The sequence below is a fragment of the Streptomyces sp. NPDC028928 genome (genome assembly GCF_055564915.1).
In genome coordinates this window covers 464,437-481,725 of the sequence record NZ_JBVHVI010000002.1, presented here as the reverse complement: position 1 = coordinate 481,725, position 17,289 = coordinate 464,437, and the positions used below count along the sequence as shown (strand labels likewise).

Here is a 17,289-nt window from a genome sequence, read left to right as displayed (position 1 = left end):
GGTCTACCCCCCCCCCCCCCCCCCCCCCCCCCTCCCCCCACCCCCCCCCCCCCCCCCCCCCCCCCGCCGCCCCCCCCCCCCCCCCCCCCCCCCCCCCCACCGCGGGCGTCAGCCCTCGTCGCCGGCGGTGGAGACCGTGGTGGTCTTCTTCGCCGTCGACTTCGCGGCGGCCGTCTTGGCGGTCTTGGCCGCCTTCTTGGCCGTCGTCTTCTTGGCGGCCGTCTTCTTGGCCGCGGTCTTCTTGGCGGCCGTCTTCTTGGCCGCGGTCTTCTTGGCGGCGGTCTTGCGGGCCGCCTTCTTGGCGGGAGCCGTCACCTCGGCCACCTCCTCAGCCGTCACCTCGCCCGCCGGAGCCTCGGCGGCCGGGGCCTGCGCCACGGGAGCCTCAGCGGCCGGAGCCTCCTCCGCCGCCGGGGCCGAGGGGACGACCACGACGGCCGCCTCCTCGGACGCGGTCGGCGCGGTGGCCTTGCGCACCGCACGGCGGCGCGGGCGGGCCGGAGCGGCGGCAGCCTCGGCCTCCGCCGGCTTCTCGGCCGGGGCCTCAGCCGGGGCCTCAGCCGGGGCCTCGGCGACCGCAGCGGGCTGCTCCGCAGGCGCCTCGGCCGCGGGCGCGGCCTCCGGCACCGTCACCACGGCCGCCTCGGCACCCTCGGGAGAACCGGCCGGAGCCGACACCTTCCGGGTCGCCCGACGGCGCGTACGGCCCTTGGGCGCGGCCTCCTCGGCAGCGGGAGCCTCGGCCTGCGGCGCCGGGACCACCTGGTCCTCGGCGGCGACGGGCTCGGCCAGCGCCTGCGCGGCCGGCTCCGGCTGCACCGGACGCGCGGCCGCCTCCTCGGCGGTGACGTCCTGGGCGGTCGGAACCTCGGCCTCCGTGACCTGCTCAGCGGCCTTCTCGGCCTTCCTGGGAGCCCGCTCGGCCTTCGGCGCGCCCGCCGGAGCCGACGCCCGGCGGCTCGCCCGGCGCCGCGTACGGCCACGGGTGGCCGCCGCCTCCGCCTCGGCGACGCTGCTGTACAGCTCCTCGTCCGGCGCGAACTCCGGCGCGGGCAGGGCCACCGGCGTGGCGGCCTCGGCGGCCACCTCCGCGGCGGTCTCCACCTCGGGCTCGACGGCCTCACCGGTCTCCACGGCCACGGCGGCGGTCTCGTGCACGTGCTCGTGCACGGGCTCCGGCGCCTCGGCACCCCGGCCGCGCTTCTTGCGCTTGCCGCCGCCACCGTTGGCGGTGGCCTGGTCCAGGTGGACGATGACACCGCGCCCGTTGCAGTGGACGCAGGTCTCCGAGAAGGACTCCAGCAGGCCCTGGCCGACCCGCTTGCGGGTCATCTGCACCAGGCCCAGCGAGGTCACCTCGGCCACCTGGTGCTTCGTACGGTCGCGGCCCAGGCACTCCAGCAGGCGGCGCAGCACCAGGTCGCGGTTGGACTCCAGGACCATGTCGATGAAGTCGATCACGATGATGCCGCCGAGGTCGCGCAGCCGCAGCTGGCGCACGATCTCCTCGGCCGCCTCCAGGTTGTTCCTGGTGACCGTCTCCTCGAGGTTGCCGCCCTGGCCGGTGAACTTGCCGGTGTTGACGTCGATGACGACCATCGCCTCGGTCCGGTCGATCACCAGCGAACCGCCGCTGGGCAGCCAGACCTTGCGGTCCAGGGCCTTGGCGAGCTGCTCGTCGATCCGGTAGGTGGCGAAGACGTCGACCTCGCTCGTCCACCTCGACAGCCGGCCCGCCAGGTCGGGGGCGACGTGCGCGACGTAGCCGTGGATCGTCTGCCAGGCGTCGTCACCGCTGACGATGACCTTGGAGAAGTCCTCGTTGAAGATGTCGCGCACGACCCGGACGGTCATGTCCGGCTCGCCGTACAGCAGCGTCGGGGCGTTGCCGCTCTTCGCCTTCTTCTGGATCTCCTCCCACTGCGCCTGCAGCCGCTCGACGTCCCGGCGCAGCTCGTCCTCGCTCGCGCCCTCGGCGGCGGTGCGCACGATGACGCCCGCGTCCTCGGGGACGATCTTCTTGAGGATGGTCTTCAGCCGGGCCCGCTCGGTGTCGGGCAGCTTGCGGCTGATGCCGGTCATGGAGCCCTCGGGGACATACACGAGGTAACGGCCCGGCAGGGAGACCTGGCTGGTCAGACGCGCGCCCTTGTGCCCGATCGGGTCCTTCGTGACCTGCACGAGGACCGACTGGCCGGACTTCAGGGCGGACTCGATACGGCGCGGCCCGTTGGCCATGCCGAGCGCCTCGAAGTTCACCTCACCGGCGTACAGCACCGCGTTGCGGCCCTTGCCGATGTCGATGAAGGCGGCCTCCATCGACGGCAGCACGTTCTGGACCTTGCCCAGGTAGACGTTGCCGACGTACGAGGTCGACTGCTCCTTGTTGACGTAGTGCTCGACGAGCACGCCGTCCTCCAGGACGCCGATCTGCGTACGGTCGCCGTGCTGACGGACGACCATCACGCGCTCGACGGCCTCGCGGCGGGCCAGGAACTCGGCCTCGGTGATGATCGGGACGCGCCGGCGCCCCTGCTCACGGCCTTCCCGGCGGCGCTGCTTCTTGGCCTCCAGCCGGGTCGAGCCCTTGATGGACTGCACCTCGTCGGACGGCTCGCTGGCCTTGCGCGGCTCGCGGACCTTGACGACCGTGCGCTCCGGGTCGTCGGCGGACGGCTCGGTGTCGGCGGCGGTGTCACCGGCCCGGCGACGACGACGGCGACGGCGCCGGCTGCCTGCGGTGGAACCGCCGCCCTCCTCGCCGCGCGCCTCCTCGGCGTCCTCTTCCTCCTGCTCGGCGGTGTCCTCGGCGTCCTGCGCGGCCTGCTCGGCGGCCAGTTCCTCGGCCTCGGCCTCCGCACCCTCGCCGGACTCGCCCTCGGCCGCGTCACCGCGCCGGCGACGGCGTCCGCCACGGCGGCGACGGCGGCGCGAGCCGGCCTCCTCGAAGCCCTCGGCGCCCTCGGTCTCGTCACCCTCCTCGCCCTCGGCGAGGTCCTCGGCGGACTCGGGGGCCTCCTCGGCCTCCTCCTCGTCCTCGGCGGCGGTCTCGACCGGCCGGGTCTCCTCGGCGGCTGCGCCACGGCGGCGACGGCGCCGGCGGGCACCGGTCTCGGCACGCTCCTCGGCGCGCTCCTCCGCGTACTCCTCGGGCTCCTCCACCTCGGCGGCCTCGGCGGCTGCCTCGGCGGCGGCCCGCTCCGGGGTCTGGAACTTGGGCTCGGTGAAGACCGGCGGCTGGAAGACGGCGACGGCGGGGCGGGCGGGCTTGCGCGGGGCCTCGGCCCCGGCGGGCTCGGTGCCCTGCGGCGCGGCGAACCCGGACGCGGCCCGGACGACCCGGCGCCGGGCCCGGCGCGGCGCACCGGCCTCGGCGGCGGCCGGAGCCTGCGCGGCGGGGGCCTGCGCGGCGGGGGCCTGCGCGGCGGGGGCCGGCTCGGTGGTGTGCGTGGTCGCGGGGACCTCCGGGGTGTGGGCGGTCGCCGCGGCCTCTTCGGCCTCGCCTGCTACGGCTTCCTCGGTGTCGGGGGTGGTGGCGGGCGCGGTGACCCGACGGGTGGCACGACGGCGCGTACGGCGGGGAGCGGCCTCCTCGGCGGGAGCCTCCGCGGCCTCCTCGGCAGCCGGAGCGGCCTCGGGCTCGGCGACGGCAGCGGCCGGAGCCGGGGCGGGGGTCTCCTCGGCCTTCACCTCGGCGGCTTCCTCACCCGCGGGCGTACCGGCGGGCGCGGTCGCCCGACGGGTGGCACGACGGCGCGTACGGCGGGGAGCGGCCTCCTCGGCGGGAGCCTCCGCGGCCTCCTCGGCAGCCGGAGCGGCCTCGGGCTCGGCGACGGCAGCGGCCGGAGCCGGGGCGGGGGCCGGAGCCTCCTCGGCGCCCTTCGGGGTACCGGCGGGCGCGGACGCCCGGCGGGTGGCGCGGCGACGCGGACGCGCGGCCGGAGCGGCCTCCTCGGCGGCAGGCTCCTCGGCAGCCGGCGCCTCGGCGGCGGCCGGCTCAGTGGACGCGGCGGCCGGTACGACGGTCTCGGCGGCCTCGGCGGACGCGGGCGAACCGGCGGGCGCCGACGCACGACGGGCCACCCGGCGACGCGGACGCGCCGCGGGAGCGGCCTCCTCGGCGGCAGGCGCTTCGGCGGCGGGAGCCTCGGCTGCGGGAGCTTCAGACGTGGAAGCCTCGGCAGTCACACCGGCCTCGGCAGAGGCGGCGGTCGGCGCGGAGACGCTGCGCGTGGCGCGGCGCCGGGCGCGGCGCGGCGCGGCCTCCTCGCCGACGACGACCGCGCCGGCCTCGGGAACGGCGGCCTTCTCCGGCTCGGCGCCGGCGGACGCGGCCGGTACGACGGTCTCGGCGGCCTCGGCGGACGCCGGGGAACCGGCGGGCGCCGACGCACGACGGGCCACCCGGCGACGCGGACGCGCCGCGGGAGCGGCCTCCTCGGCGGCGGGCGCTTCGGCCTCGGCAACCTCTTCGGCGCCCTCGGCCTCGGCACTCTCGATCGCCTCGAGAGCCTCAGCGGACTCGAGGTCCTCGGTCACCTCGGCGACCTCGTCGGCCTCAGCGGCCGGTATGGCCGGCACGGTGACCTCCGCGGGCGCCTCCGCGGCCGCGGCGGGCGGGCCCGCCGGGCGGGAGGCGGCACGGCGACGCCTGCGCGGCGGCAGGGTGTCGCTGGGGGTGTTCGGTTCGGAACCCTGAGTGGGTTCGGTCGGTTCGAGCATGCGGGCGTTTCTCCCGTCAGGCTCCCGGGCGCCGCGCCTGGTCCGGCGTCGGTCTCAGGGGACCGTCCGCCGTTGACGTCCGCGGCCCGCGCGATGCGCGATGGCCGCCGTCCGGGGCGCGGGCGCCGCACGGGAGCACTCTGTGTCCTGTCTCGCCGGTTCCGTACGCCTTGTCGGTACGGCCTGGCGAAAGTCTTCTGGTCGGTGCGCTGCCCGACCCAGGTGGCTCCCGAGTACGAGGGCGGCGCTTACGACGTCCGTCCCTACGCGGGACCTTCCGGCGTCGGCGCCGTCGCGGCGGCGGCCGGCTGGGCCGTCAGGGCCCCGGCAGCCTCGCGGTCGGGCGCGAGCGGGTCGGTCACCGTGCCGGTCTCTTCATCGAACAGCCCCTGCGCCAGCCTGGTCACCGCTGCGGGGACCGGCGGCGCCAGGTCGGCCACGGCGCGGAGACCGGACAGGACGTCGTCGGGTCGTACGGCAGGCGTCACGTGCCGAACAACCAGCCGCAGTATCGCACAGGGCTGGTCGCTCGGCCTATCAGCCTGCGCACTGTGTGTTGCTGTCGCTTCCAGGCTCACCACGGCCGGACGGGCGTCGAAGGTGCGAACACCGTTCTTGGTCATCCGCTGCACCTCGACGGCGTCGGCCTTGGTGAAGGCCTCGACCGCGCGCTCGGCGTCGGCCGGGTCGACGCCGTCCAGCCGCAGCTCCCAGACGGAGGCCGTCAGCCGGTCGGCGAGACCCGAGGTCCGCGCCTCGACCGCCTCGATGATGTCGAGCCCGGCGGGCAGCGACTCGTCGAGGAGGACACGCAGGGTCTCGGGATCGCGCGCCTCGGTGAGCGCGATCTCCAGGTACTCCGCCTCACTGCCCGTGCCGGTGGGTGCGGCATTGGCGTACGACACCTTCGGGTGCGGCGTGAACCCGGCCGAGTACGCCATGGGCACCTCGGCACGGCGCAGCGCCCGCTCGAAGGCGCGCTGGAAGTCTCGGTGGCTGGTGAACCTCAGGCGGCCGCGCTTGGTGTAGCGCAGTCGGATGCGCTGCACCGCGGGTGCGGGCGGCGGGCCCTCGGGCTGTCGCTTGCCCAGTGTCGTTCAGTCCTTCGTGAGAGCGGTCGTACTCCTACCAAGAGTACGTGTGTCACGGCCCGCGAGTTCCCGCCGGTCCACCTCGGCCGGCCGCCGGGGCTCTCCGAACAGCATGCGGCGCACGTCCGCGCGGGCCTGCCGCACGGTGTCGCGGGCCGAGGCCAGCGCCTCTCGCATGACCCGGCCCACCGCGCGTGCGCCCGCGGCGACGGGCCGCAGGACGACGTCCCGGACGACGTGTCCGACCGGGGTGAGGACGGTCCGGTACACCCAGCGCACGGGCTCCACGAAGATCCACCGGAAGAGGGTCCCGAGGGCCCGTCCGACTGCCCGGGAGATCCGCCCGGCGACCCGCCAGGCGTGCCCGAGGGCCTCCCCCACCTCGCGTGCGAGAAACGCGAGGAACCGGCCGACGGGCGCGAGCACCCAGCGCCACAGCGCCAGCGCGGGCAGCACGAACAGGACGCGGGCGGTCCAGTACAGGGCCAGTCCGATACCGGTGACGAGCATCCCGAGCAGCCACCCGACTCCCCGCGCGCACCAGGCGACGGCCCGGCCGACGGGCGCGAGGACCCAGGTGTACAGCCACCGCGCGGGCACGACGAGGAGATACCGCGCCAGCCAGGCGACGGCCGTGTAGATCCCGGCCCCGAGGGCGGCCAGCACCGCGCCGACGCCCTTCAGCAGCCAGATCAGCGCGTGCCCGACCGGGGTGAGCACACGCGCGTACACCCACGCGAGACCGTGCCCGACGGGAGTGAGGACGTACCGGTAGAACCACACGGCCGGTACGACGAGGAGGACGTGGCCGAGCCGGCCGAGCACCATGCCGACGGGGACCAGGACGTACCGCCACAGGCCCACGAACGGCCACACGAACACGGCCCGGCCGAGCCAGAGCAGCGCCCGCCCCAGTGGCCGGAAGACGATGTCCCGCAGCAGCCGCCCGGTGACGACGAGCGCGTCCCACACCATCCGCACCGGCACGACGAGCACCAGGACGACGATCCGCACCGGGAGGCGGACGGCGACGACGAGGCACCCTTCGGGCTGTTGCGGCGGAGGCGGCGGTTTCTGCAGGTCCATACAGGCAGAGACGCCGGGACCGGCCGTTCGGATCCCGCTAGGCGGCACGCGCTTTGTACGCCTCCGGATACCGCTCGGTGAACTTCACGGCCGCGACCAGCAGGGCGATGGGGACGACCCAGTTGAACCAGTCGTCCTGGGACGGGTAGCGGACGGCCAGCCAGGTCGAGAGCGTCATCAGCGCGAAGGCCACGCCCCACAGGGCCGTGAGCACGGTGTTGATGTGCCGGAAGACGGGCGAGTCCCAGACCTCACGGGGTGTCTGCTCGCGCGCGTACTGGGCGGTGAAGGGGTCGATGAGCAGCGAGCCGAGCGCCACGACGGCCACCAGCCCGTTGGAGATGACCTGGGCATACGTTTCGAGCCAGGCCAGCTGCCCGCGGTCCAGGGCCAGTGCGAGGACGGAGAGCACGGCGAAGAACACGATGCCGGTCATGTCTAGGACGCGGAGCCTGCCGTGCAGCAGGTCCTGTCCCGACAGCACGATCGAGGCGACGAGGGCGGCGAGCGCCGCGTACTCCCAGGTGCTGGGACTCGCGACCACTCCGAAGACGATCCACGGTGCGAACGACAGAAAGACACCGCCGGTACGGGCCGGCTTCTTCGCGGGGGCCTTCGTCGCCGTCTGCTGAGCCATGGGAGTCCCTCCCGTCGGGTGCGGCGCGAGTTGGTGCGAACGGGTGGCCGTGGGTAAAAAGTGCCCCATCAGACGGCAGTGATTGCTCTGATATGAGGATAAAAGCCCCCATTCGGCTCGTACGACTCGGCCTGCCCCGCGTGACCACGTCACGCTCGCTCTGGAGTCCGGGAGCCCCCCGGACCCCCGTCCGGGCCCCCGCCCGGACCGCTTCGAGTCAAGGAGCACTGCATGAGTCCTGAGTACAGGGCCCCGCACCTCGGGCCGGTGGCCCGGGCACGGTTCAAGCAGGCAGGGATGCTGACCTCCCTCACCCTGGTACTGGCGGCCTCGGTGGCCACGCCGGCCGCGGCGGCGGGCCGCGCCGCCGCCGACCGGGAGCCGGCCGTCACGCGGGGCGGCGACTGCGATCCCCGCCCCGGTCAGAAACCGAACACCGGCCCATCCGGCGGTGACCACGACCCGTGCGACGGCGCGGGAGGCGGCGCCGGTGCGTGCGCCGATATCGACGCCAGCCAGGACAGCAACAACTTCGAACTGCGGGCCGCGCTGACCGGCTCCGATCCGGCCAGGGCGTACGCCGGTATCCGCGATCTCACGACGGCGATTCCCGGTCCTTTCCTGTGGACCGACCTCAGCACTCATCCGCAGTACCCGCAGAACGCGTGCGGTATCGCCATCGCCCAGCACAGCCAGGGCAACCAGGCGGAAGGCGACGTCCGGATCGACGTCATCACCACCACCGGCGCCGTGTACGAGACCACCTGTCAGGTCGTCACCAGCAACCGCACTCTGAACTGCGACAACAACCCCTGGATCCTGGTGAACAGACAGCCCGCGCCCGGCGCCGTGAACGGCGGGACCATCGTCCCGTAGCACCGGCCACCCGAACCCGTCCAAGGGGTGCCCGGCAGGTCACGAACGGCCTCCGGACACCCCTTTCGCCCATGCAAACGGTCCGCTCCGCCGCGCCGGCAGCCAAGGGCGGCCTCAGCCTGTGCAGCCGTTCGGCCCGCCCTCGGGCCTGTCCCGCCGAGCCGTCCGCTTCGGCGGGGACGGCTGGAAGTAGTGGTCCAGCGCCCAGGCGGCCACGCGGGTGCCGGCCCGGCAGCCGGTCACGTCCGCCGTGCGGGAGTGGACGCCGCCCCACACACGGGCGTCGACGACATCCCGGTTGAGGTCGGCGGCGGACCCGTAGAACCGCGTGGTGCCCGTGACCTCGGAGGGGACGTAGAGGTCGATGCGCGAGGTACCGAGGACACCGGTCAGGGCGCGCGCCACGGCAGCGGCGACGGTCGTGTGGCCGGCGATGTGGTCCGGGTGGGGCGGGGTGAGCAGCAGCGGCTCCCACGCCGGGTCCGCCGTCGTCGCGGGGTTGCCGTCTGTGTCGGCGAGCCGGATGGCGGTGATCGGCCGCCAGGAGCCGTAGTGGAGCTTGGCGTCCCACGCGGTGACGACGGCGTCGGTCGCCGACGCGTTCACCGCCGCGAACAGCCGGGCCGTCTCGGCGATACCGAGCCGGTGCCGGGCGGCGTGGTCCCGTACGGCAGTCTGGACCTGTGCGACCAGGTTGCCGCTGAAGAACAGGGCGGTCTCGGTCTGCCGCGCGCTCCTGCCCGAGCCGGTCTTCGCGCCCATGGCCTTCAGCTCCTGGACGTCCTCGGCGTAAGCGGTCGAGGAGAGGGCGGGTGGTCCGTCGGGCCGGAACTGCCGCGGGGAGGTGAGCAGCAGCGGGCGGAGCCTGGCGAGCCAGGTGTCGAGGAAGGGCTGGAACGCGGGCGGGGTGGGCCGCCAGACCCCCGGTGCCGGGGAAGCGGTGAACGGAACGTCCGCGAACCTGCCGTCCCCTTTCCGCAGTTCGATGATGCGGGCGGCAGCGCGCTTTCCGTAGTCGACGCCCTGGTCTCTGGCGCGACCGGCCGGAAGAGCGGCGAGCGAGTCCGCGTAGGCGGTGTCGAGCCGCTCCTCGAAGGCGGGGAAGTAGGTGCGCAGCACGTCGTGCGCCGCGGTGGCGGCGGCCGCCGCGGAGGACGCCCCGGCCGGACCGCGCCTGTGCCATTCGTACAGGTCGTAACCGCCTTCGATGCCGACCACGGCGTTGTACACGGCGACCGAGACGAACCCCTCCCAGATCGCCGCCTGCCCGGAGGGACGCGGGCCGAGGCTGGTCTTGATCGTGTCGGTGGCGATGGCGTTCCACTCACGGACCACGGCTGCCGGGTCCGCGGCGGTCCGGGTGTCCCCGTCGGGGGGACTCGTCGCCGCGGTGAGCGTCACGAGACCGACGGCCGCGACGGCGCAGGCGATTCCCCGGACACGTGAACGCGGAGGAACGGGAAGACGGGGCTCTTGATGCACAGCGTGCTCCCTGGAGAGTCGAGTGCCCAAGGCCTAGCAACGGCCCATGGGACAGGCAAGACAACTCGCCGCACACCGGACATCCGGGACACCACCGCCCGCTGCACACCATCAGCACGGATGCACGAACCCATACGCCAACGAGCCCCCTCCCAGACGGGAAGGGGCTCAGAGGCCACGCACTCACCTCAGTGCACGTGCCCGCTCGCGGCCGGCGCCGGACCCGCGTTCTTGACCGTCAGCGGGAGGAGCTTCTTGCCGGTGGGGCCGATCTGGATGTGGGTGTCCATCTGCGGGCAGACGCCGCAGTCGAAGCACGGGGTCCAGCGGCAGTCCTCGACCTCGGTTTCGTCGAGGGCGTCCTGCCAGTCCTCCCAGAGCCAGTCCTTGTCCAGGCCGGAGTCGAGGTGGTCCCAGGGGAGGACCTCCTCGTAGGTGCGCTCGCGGGTGGTGTACCAGTCGACGTCCACGCCGAAGGGGGCCAGCGCCTTTTCCGCGCAGGCCATCCAGCGGTCGTAGGAGAAGTGCTCGCGCCAGCCGTCGAAGCGGCCGCCGTCGTCGTAGACCGCGCGGATGACGGCGCCGATGCGGCGGTCGCCCCGGGACAGGAGGCCTTCCACGATGCCGGGCTTGCCGTCGTGGTAGCGGAAGCCGATGGAGCGGCCGTACTTCTTGTCGCCGCGGATCTTGTCGCGGAGCTTCGCCAGGCGGGCGTCCGTCTCCTCCGCCGAGAGCTGCGGGGCCCACTGGAAGGGGGTGTGGGGCTTGGGGACGAAGCCGCCGATCGAGACCGTGCAGCGGATGTCGTTCGAGCCGGAGACCTCGCGGCCCTTGGCGATCACCCTCGTCGCCATGTCGGCGATCTGGAGGACGTCGTCGTCGGTCTCCGTGGGCAGGCCGCACATGAAGTACAGCTTCACCTGGCGCCAGCCGTTGCCGTAGGCGGTGGCGACCGTGCGGATCAGGTCCTCCTCGGAGACCATCTTGTTGATGACCTTGCGGATGCGCTCCGAACCGCCCTCGGGGGCGAAGGTGAGGCCCGAGCGGCGACCGTTGCGCGTCAGTTCGTTGGCCAGGTCGATGTTGAAGGCGTCGACGCGGGTGGACGGGAGGGAGAGGCCGATCTTGTCGTCCTCGTAGCGGTCCGCCAGGCCCTTGGCGATGTCGCCGATCTCCGAGTGATCCGCCGAGGAAAGGGACAGCAGGCCCACCTCCTCGAAGCCCGTCGCCTTCAGGCCCTTGTCCACCATCTCCCCGATGCCCGTGATGGAGCGCTCACGGACCGGGCGGGTGATCATGCCGGCCTGGCAGAAGCGGCAGCCGCGGGTGCAGCCGCGGAAGATCTCCACCGACATGCGCTCGTGGACCGTCTCGGCCAGCGGGACGAGGGGCTGCTTGGGGTACGGCCACTCGTCCAGGTCCATGACCGTGTGCTTGGACACACGCCACGGGACGCCCGACTTGTTCGGGACCACGCGGGCGATACGGCCGTCGGGGAGGTACTCGACGTCGTAGAACGCCGGGATGTAGACGCCGCCGGTCTTCGCGAGACGGAAGAGGACCTCTTCGCGGCCGCCGGGGCGGCCCTCGGCCTTCCACTCGCGGATGATCCGGGTCATGTCCAGGACGGCCTGCTCGCCGTCGCCGATCACGGCCGCGTCGATGAAGTCGGCGATCGGCTCCGGGTTGAAGGCCGCGTGGCCGCCGGCCAGGACGATCGGGTCGTCGTCGGTGCGGTCCTTGGACTCCAGCGGGATACCGGCCAGGTCCAGGGCGGTGAGCATGTTCGTGTAGCCCAGCTCCGTGGAGAAGCTGAGGCCGAACACGTCGAAGGCCTTCACCGGGCGGTGGCTGTCCACCGTGAACTGCGGGACGCCGTGCTCCCGCATCAGCGCCTCGAGGTCCGGCCACACGCTGTAGGTGCGCTCGGCGAGGACGCCCTGCTGCTCGTTGAGGACCTCGTAGAGGATCATGACGCCCTGGTTGGGCAGACCCACCTCGTACGCGTCCGGGTACATGAGCGCCCAGCGGACGTCGCACTCGTCCCACGGCTTGACCGTGGAGTTGAGCTCCCCTCCGACGTACTGGATCGGCTTCTGCACGTGCGGGAGCAGAGCTTCGAGCTGCGGGAAAACCGACTCGACAGGCATCTCGCGAACCTTCATGAGCTGACTGGGGGGACCCCCCGGCCGGAGGCTGGGGGCGGGTGACCATCTAGCGTAACCCGGCCGGAGGGCTCACCCGAACGCTCAGCCGGTCGCCCGGGCCCTGATCTGCGTCCAGCGGCCGGGCAGCTCCGCCTCCGTCGCCGCGGCGCTGGCCTCCTCCCTGCCGTACAGCAGGCCGTACGTGAACGTGCTCTCACCGGCCGCGTCGGCCACCGCGGCCAGCTCTCGGAGGGTCCGGCGGGCCATGACGCTGTCCTGGTGGTCGCCGAGGAGGGTGGTCAGGGACTTCATGGACTTGGTGAGGGAGCGGGCGGGGGCGCCCAGGGCCGCGGTGGCGGCCTCGGCGGCGTAGCGGGTGCGCTTGGCGTTCTTGCGGGCCTCGTGCAGGGCGAGGTCGCGGTCCTTGCCCGGTGGGAGGCTCAGCGCGTGCTCCATGACGGCCGTGAGTTTCCTTACGTCCTTGCGTACGGCCTTGGTGAGCGCCTTCTGCGGCTTCCGGCCGGCCGCCTTGCGCAGCGGCGGGTCCGTGAGCAGGGCGTCCAGGGTGTCGAGCAGGGTCAGATAGCGGCGGGAGTCCAGGACGCCGGTCAGATGGGCGTGGGCGCCGGTGTGCCGGGCCCGGGCCCAGGCGGTGAGGCGTTCGGTGACGGGGCCGGTGACCAGGGCGGGCGGGAGTGCATCGAGGGCGGTGGTCAGGCGGTCCGCCAGTACCTCCTGGTCGCGGTCGACGCCCAGCTCGCCGGCGAGCCATTGCAGCTCGGCGCCGACGGGGTCGGTGACGGCGCGGTCCAGGAGGGTGCCGAAGGTGCGCAGGGTGCTGCGGGCGCGGCGGGTGGCGACCCGCATGCGGTGCACGGAGTCGGGGAGGCCGCGGCGGACGGCGGGGTCCAGCTCGACCAGGGTGTCCCGCTGGGCGCGGAGGTAGGCGAGGACGTGCTCGCCGGCGGTCACCGGCGGCGGGGGCCCGGCCTTCCCGCGCGGGCGTCGGCCGCCGCCGGTCAGCTCCAGGGCGCGGGCCAGTTTCGACGGCGAGCCGGCGGGGCGTACACCGGACCTGCGCAGCCGTTTCTCCAGCCGGTCGAGGAGGGCCGGGTCGCCGCCGTCGGCCAGTTCCACCTCGATCTCGGTCCACTGGGCGGTCCGGCGCTTGCCGGTGAGCCGCTCGGCGGTCACCGTGTCGAGGCTCGCCTCGGCCAGCAGGGTGCCCTCGGCGTCGAGCAGGTGCCGCACATCGCGGGCGGAGCGCAGCCGGACCAGCGGGACCAGCTCGGCCTCCCGGACGCGGGAGCGGACGAGGGCGGCGATCTCCTCGGGGACGGTGTCGGAGAGCGGGGCCCGGATCTCGTCGCGGACTCCGGGGGCGACGGGGAACTTCAGGTGCCAGCCGGCGTCCGAGCCGCCGGTGCGGCGGCGCAGGGTGAGCGAGTCCGCGGCCAGGCGTTCGTCGGCGGTGTCGTAGTACGTGGCGTCCAGGTCGACCAGACCCTTGTCGAGGACGGCCGCCACCCCGCCGACGCCGGTCAGGTCGGGCAGCCCGCTGTCGTCGGATTCGTACTTGCGCTCGATCTCGCGTTTCGCGTCCGCCATGCGCCGAATCTAGTGCGCCGGGGACCGATACGGCAGAGGGCCACATCCTCCCGGCGGTCCGGCTCCCCGGCGGTCCGGCGTTCGGGGAGCCGGCGTTCGGGGGCCGGCCCCGGGCCGAACCGCCGGAGGGCTAGGCCGACATGGGCCGCTGCACCTTGATCGACTGCAGCAGTCCGATCGCCACCCACACCGCGAACATCGAGGAGCCGCCGTACGACACGAACGGCAGGGGCAGGCCCGTGACCGGCATGATGCCGAGGGTCATGCCGATGTTCTCGAAGGACTGGAAGGCGAACCAGGCGACGATCCCGGCGGCGACCGTCGTCCCGTACAGCTCGGTCGAGTCACGTGCTATCCGGCAGGCCCGCCACAGGACGACGCCGAGCAGGAAGACGATGAAGCCCGCGCCGACGAAGCCCAGCTCCTCCCCCGCGACCGTGAACACGAAGTCGGTCTGCTGCTCGGGTACGAACTGGCCGGTGGTCTGCGAGCCGTGGAAGAGCCCGGCCCCGGTGAGCCCGCCGGAGCCGATGGCGATGCGGGCCTGGTTGGTGTTGTAGCCGACGCCGGCGGGGTCCAGGTCCGGGTTGGCGAAGGCCGCGAACCGGTTGATCTGGTACTCGTCCAGGATGTGCAGCTGCCAGATCGCGATGCAGCCGATGACGCCGGCGGTGAGCAGGCCGAAGACCCAGCGGTTGGAGGCGCCGGAGGCCAGCAGCACGCCCAGGATGATCGCGACCATGGCCAGGACCGAGCCGAGGTCGGGCATGAGCAGCAGGATGAGGATCGGTACGGCGGCCAGGCACAGGGACTGGAACACCGTCCGGTGGTCGGGGTACGGCTTGTCGCCCGCGTCCACCCGCGCGGCCAGCATCATGGCCATGCCGAGGATGATCGTGACCTTGAGGAACTCGGCGGGCTGGAGCGAGAAGCCGCCGATGACCAGCCAGTTGCGCTGGCCGTTGATGGTCGCGCCGAGCGGGGTGAGGACCACCAGGGCGAGGAGCACCGACAGGCCGTAGAGGATCGGCACGGCGTTGCGCAGGGCGCGGTGGCCGAGCCAGATCGTGCCGATCATCAGGGCGATCCCGATGCCGAGGTTCATCAGGTGCCGGACCAGGAAGAAGTACGGGTCGCCCTGGTTCAGCTCGGTGCGGTTGCGGGTCGCCGAGTACACCAGCAGGGAGCCCAGCAGGGACAGGGCGGTGGCCGCGAGCAGGATCGGCCAGTCCAGCCGGCGGGTGAGCGAGTCGCGGGCGAAGATCCTGGTCCAGCCGGCCCGCTCGGGGCCGTACCCGGAGACGGAGAAGCTGTTCGCGCCGGTCATGAGGACATCCTCCGGCTTCCGCGCGCACGGTGCTTGCGGCGCCGGCGGGTGTCGCGGTTGCCCGTGCCGGGCGAGGGCGTGGTGCCCGCGGGCTGCTCGTCGTCGCCGTTGGTGGGGTTGTTCTTCTGGGCGGCCTCGGCGTCCTTGGCCGGGTCGCCGGTGACCTTGGGGGCGGCGATGGTGCCGTCGGTGCGGACCTTGGGCAGGCCCTTCTGCGGCTCGGGCAGCAGCGCCTTCTTGTGGTCGACGGAGCCGTCGCCCTGGACGCCGTAGAGCGCGCTGTAGATGTTGCGCACGGCCTCACCGGAGGCGCCGGAACCCGTACCGGCCTGGGCGATCGTCATGATCACCGTGTAGTCCTCGGAGTAGGTGGCCAGCCAGGACGTGGTCTGCTTGCCGTAGACCTCCGCCGTACCGGTCTTGGCGTGCAGCGGGATCTGGTCCTGGGGCCAGCCGCCGAACTTCCAGGCCGCCGTACCGCGGGTGATGACGCCCGCGAAGGCGTCGTTCATGCCCTTGAGGGTGGCCTGGCTGACCGGCAGTCTGCCCTTCTTCTTGGGCTTGATCTCCTGCACGGTCTTGCCGTCGGCGCTGATGATCGCCTTGCCGATGGTCGGCTGGTACATGGTGCCGCCGTTGGCGACGGCGCCGTAGATCACGGCCTCCTGGATCGGCGTGACGAGGGTGTCGCCCTGGCCGATGGAGTAGTTGATCGAGTCACCCTCGCGCATCTTGTTGCCTTCGAGGCAGTTCTCGTAGGCGATCTTCTCGACGTAGGAACCGTCCTTCTTGCCGGTCTTGCACCAGGCGTCCTTGTTGGCCTTCCAGTAGTTCAGCTTCCACTGGCGGTCGGGGACGCGGCCGGTGACCTCGTTGGGCAGGTCGATGCCGGTCTCGCTGCCGAGGCCGAACTGGTGGGCGGCCTTGTAGAAGTAGTCCTTCGGCTGGCCCTTCTTGGGGTTGATGCCGCCGTCCTTCTTCCACTCCTTGTCGGCCAGGTAGTAGAAGACGGTGTCGCAGGAGACCTCCAGGGCGCGGCCCAGCGGGATCGGGCCGAAGCTCTCGCCCTCGAAGTTCTTGAAGACCTGGCCGCCCACCGAGTAGGAGCTGGTGCAGGGGTAGCGGCCGTCGAAGGCGTAGCCGGCCTCGACCGCGGCGGCCGTGGAGACCACCTTGAAGGTGGAGCCGGGTGCGGCCTGGCCCTGTATGGCCCGGTTGAGCAGGGGGTAGTCGGAGTCCTTGCCGGTGAGGGCCTTGTAGTCCTTGGCGGAGATGCCGCCGACCCAGACGTTCGGGTCGTACGTCGGCGCGGAGGCCATGGCGACGATCCGGCCGGTCTTGGCCTCCATCACGACGACGGCGCCGGAGTCGGCCTTGTAGTTGGTGCCGGTGATCTTGTCGAACTGCTGGCGGGCGGCCTTCATCGCCTTGTCCAGTTCGTACTCCGCGACCCGCTGGACCCGGGAGTCGATGCTGGTGACCAGGTTCGAACCGGGCTCCGCCGCGTCCGACTTGGCCTTGCCGATGACCCGGCCGAGGTTGTCGACCTCGTAGCGGGTGACGCCGGCCTTGCCGCGCAGCACCTTGTCGTAGGTCCGCTCCAGGCCGGAGCGGCCGACCATGTCCGAGCGCAGGTACGGCGAGTCGGTGTCCTTGGCCTTCTGGATCTCGGCGTCGGTGACGGGCGAGAGATAGCCGAGCACCTGCGCGGTGTTGGACTTGCCGGGGCCCGGGTAGCGGCGGACGGCCTCGGGCTCGGCGGTGATGCCGGGGAAGTCCTCGGAGCGCTCGCGGATCTGCAGGGCCTGCTTGGCGGTGGCCTCGTCGGTGATGGGGATCGGCTGGTACGGCGAGCCGTTCCAGCAGGGCTGGGGGGTCTTGGCGTCGCACAGCCGGACCTTCTGCATGACCTCCTCGGGGCTCATGCCGAGGACACCGGCCAGCTTGGTGAGGACGGCCTTGCCGTCGTCCTTCTGCTTCAGCAGGTCGGTGCGGGAGGCGGAGACCACCAGGCGGGTCTCGTTGTCCGCGAGGGGCACACCGCGGGCGTCCAGGATGTCGCCGCGCACGGCGGGGTCGACCACCTGCTGGACGTGGTTCCCGGAGGCTTCCTTCTGGTACTCGGCGCCCTCACGGATCTGCAGGTACCACAACCGGCCGCCGAGCGTGCCGAGAAGGGAGAGGACCAGGATCTGGATCACGACGAGCCGGGTCTGGACACGTGGGGTCCGACCGGTCTCGGGGATGTTGGTCACTGCGGCTGTCTCCCCCTCTCAGTGCGCGTGTACGAGAACGTGTGCGAATGATGAACGA

Annotated in this window: 10 protein-coding genes; 1 reads left to right on the top strand and 9 read right to left on the bottom strand. The window is 72.7% G+C overall.

Annotated features, from left to right (window positions below):
- Positions 1-108: 108 nt before the first annotated feature.
- From ACZ4U1_RS07985 to ACZ4U1_RS07970, 4 genes are all read right to left on the bottom strand, one after another.
- Entirely contained in the window at positions 109-4,722 is a 4,614-nt protein-coding gene (locus tag ACZ4U1_RS07985; RefSeq protein ID WP_467900976.1) for an Rne/Rng family ribonuclease, read from the bottom strand.
- 263 nt (positions 4,723-4,985) lie between these two features.
- Positions 4,986-5,771 (bottom strand): TIGR03936 family radical SAM-associated protein, encoded by a 786-nt coding sequence (locus ACZ4U1_RS07980; protein WP_467900973.1) that lies wholly within the window; start codon positions 5,769-5,771, stop codon positions 4,986-4,988.
- 48 nt (positions 5,772-5,819) lie between these two features.
- Positions 5,820-6,899, bottom strand: coding sequence for a hypothetical protein (locus ACZ4U1_RS07975; RefSeq protein WP_467900969.1), 1,080 nt, complete (start codon positions 6,897-6,899; stop codon positions 5,820-5,822).
- 37 nt (positions 6,900-6,936) lie between these two features.
- A complete protein-coding gene (locus tag ACZ4U1_RS07970) occupies positions 6,937-7,536 on the bottom strand; it encodes a DUF3159 domain-containing protein (RefSeq protein ID WP_467900967.1) in 600 nt (199 codons plus the stop codon).
- A gap of 231 nt (positions 7,537-7,767) precedes the next feature.
- Here ACZ4U1_RS07970 and ACZ4U1_RS07965 point away from each other — a divergent pair, with 231 nt between their 5' ends.
- Entirely contained in the window at positions 7,768-8,412 is a 645-nt protein-coding gene (locus tag ACZ4U1_RS07965) for a hypothetical protein (protein WP_467900965.1), read from the top strand.
- 114 nt (positions 8,413-8,526) lie between these two features.
- Here ACZ4U1_RS07965 and ACZ4U1_RS07960 read toward each other — a convergent pair whose 3' ends face one another.
- The 5 genes from ACZ4U1_RS07960 to mrdA form a co-directional block, all read right to left on the bottom strand.
- A complete protein-coding gene (locus ACZ4U1_RS07960; RefSeq protein WP_467900962.1) occupies positions 8,527-9,813 on the bottom strand; it encodes a vanadium-dependent haloperoxidase in 1,287 nt (428 codons plus the stop codon).
- Between the two features lie 269 nt (positions 9,814-10,082).
- Entirely contained in the window at positions 10,083-12,044 is a 1,962-nt protein-coding gene (locus ACZ4U1_RS07955) for a TIGR03960 family B12-binding radical SAM protein (RefSeq protein WP_467900959.1), read from the bottom strand.
- A gap of 99 nt (positions 12,045-12,143) precedes the next feature.
- Entirely contained in the window at positions 12,144-13,649 is a 1,506-nt protein-coding gene (locus tag ACZ4U1_RS07950) for a CYTH and CHAD domain-containing protein (RefSeq protein WP_467900955.1), read from the bottom strand.
- Between the two features lie 130 nt (positions 13,650-13,779).
- Entirely contained in the window at positions 13,780-14,976 is a 1,197-nt protein-coding gene (gene rodA, locus ACZ4U1_RS07945; protein WP_467900952.1) for a rod shape-determining protein RodA, read from the bottom strand.
- The gene (gene mrdA, locus ACZ4U1_RS07940; RefSeq protein WP_467900949.1) at positions 14,973-17,231 is read right to left on the bottom strand and encodes a penicillin-binding protein 2; all 2,259 of its coding nucleotides are present in this window, start codon (positions 17,229-17,231) and stop codon (positions 14,973-14,975) included. Before mrdA ends, rodA begins: the two co-directional genes overlap by 4 nt.
- Between the last annotated feature and the right edge of the window lie 58 nt (positions 17,232-17,289).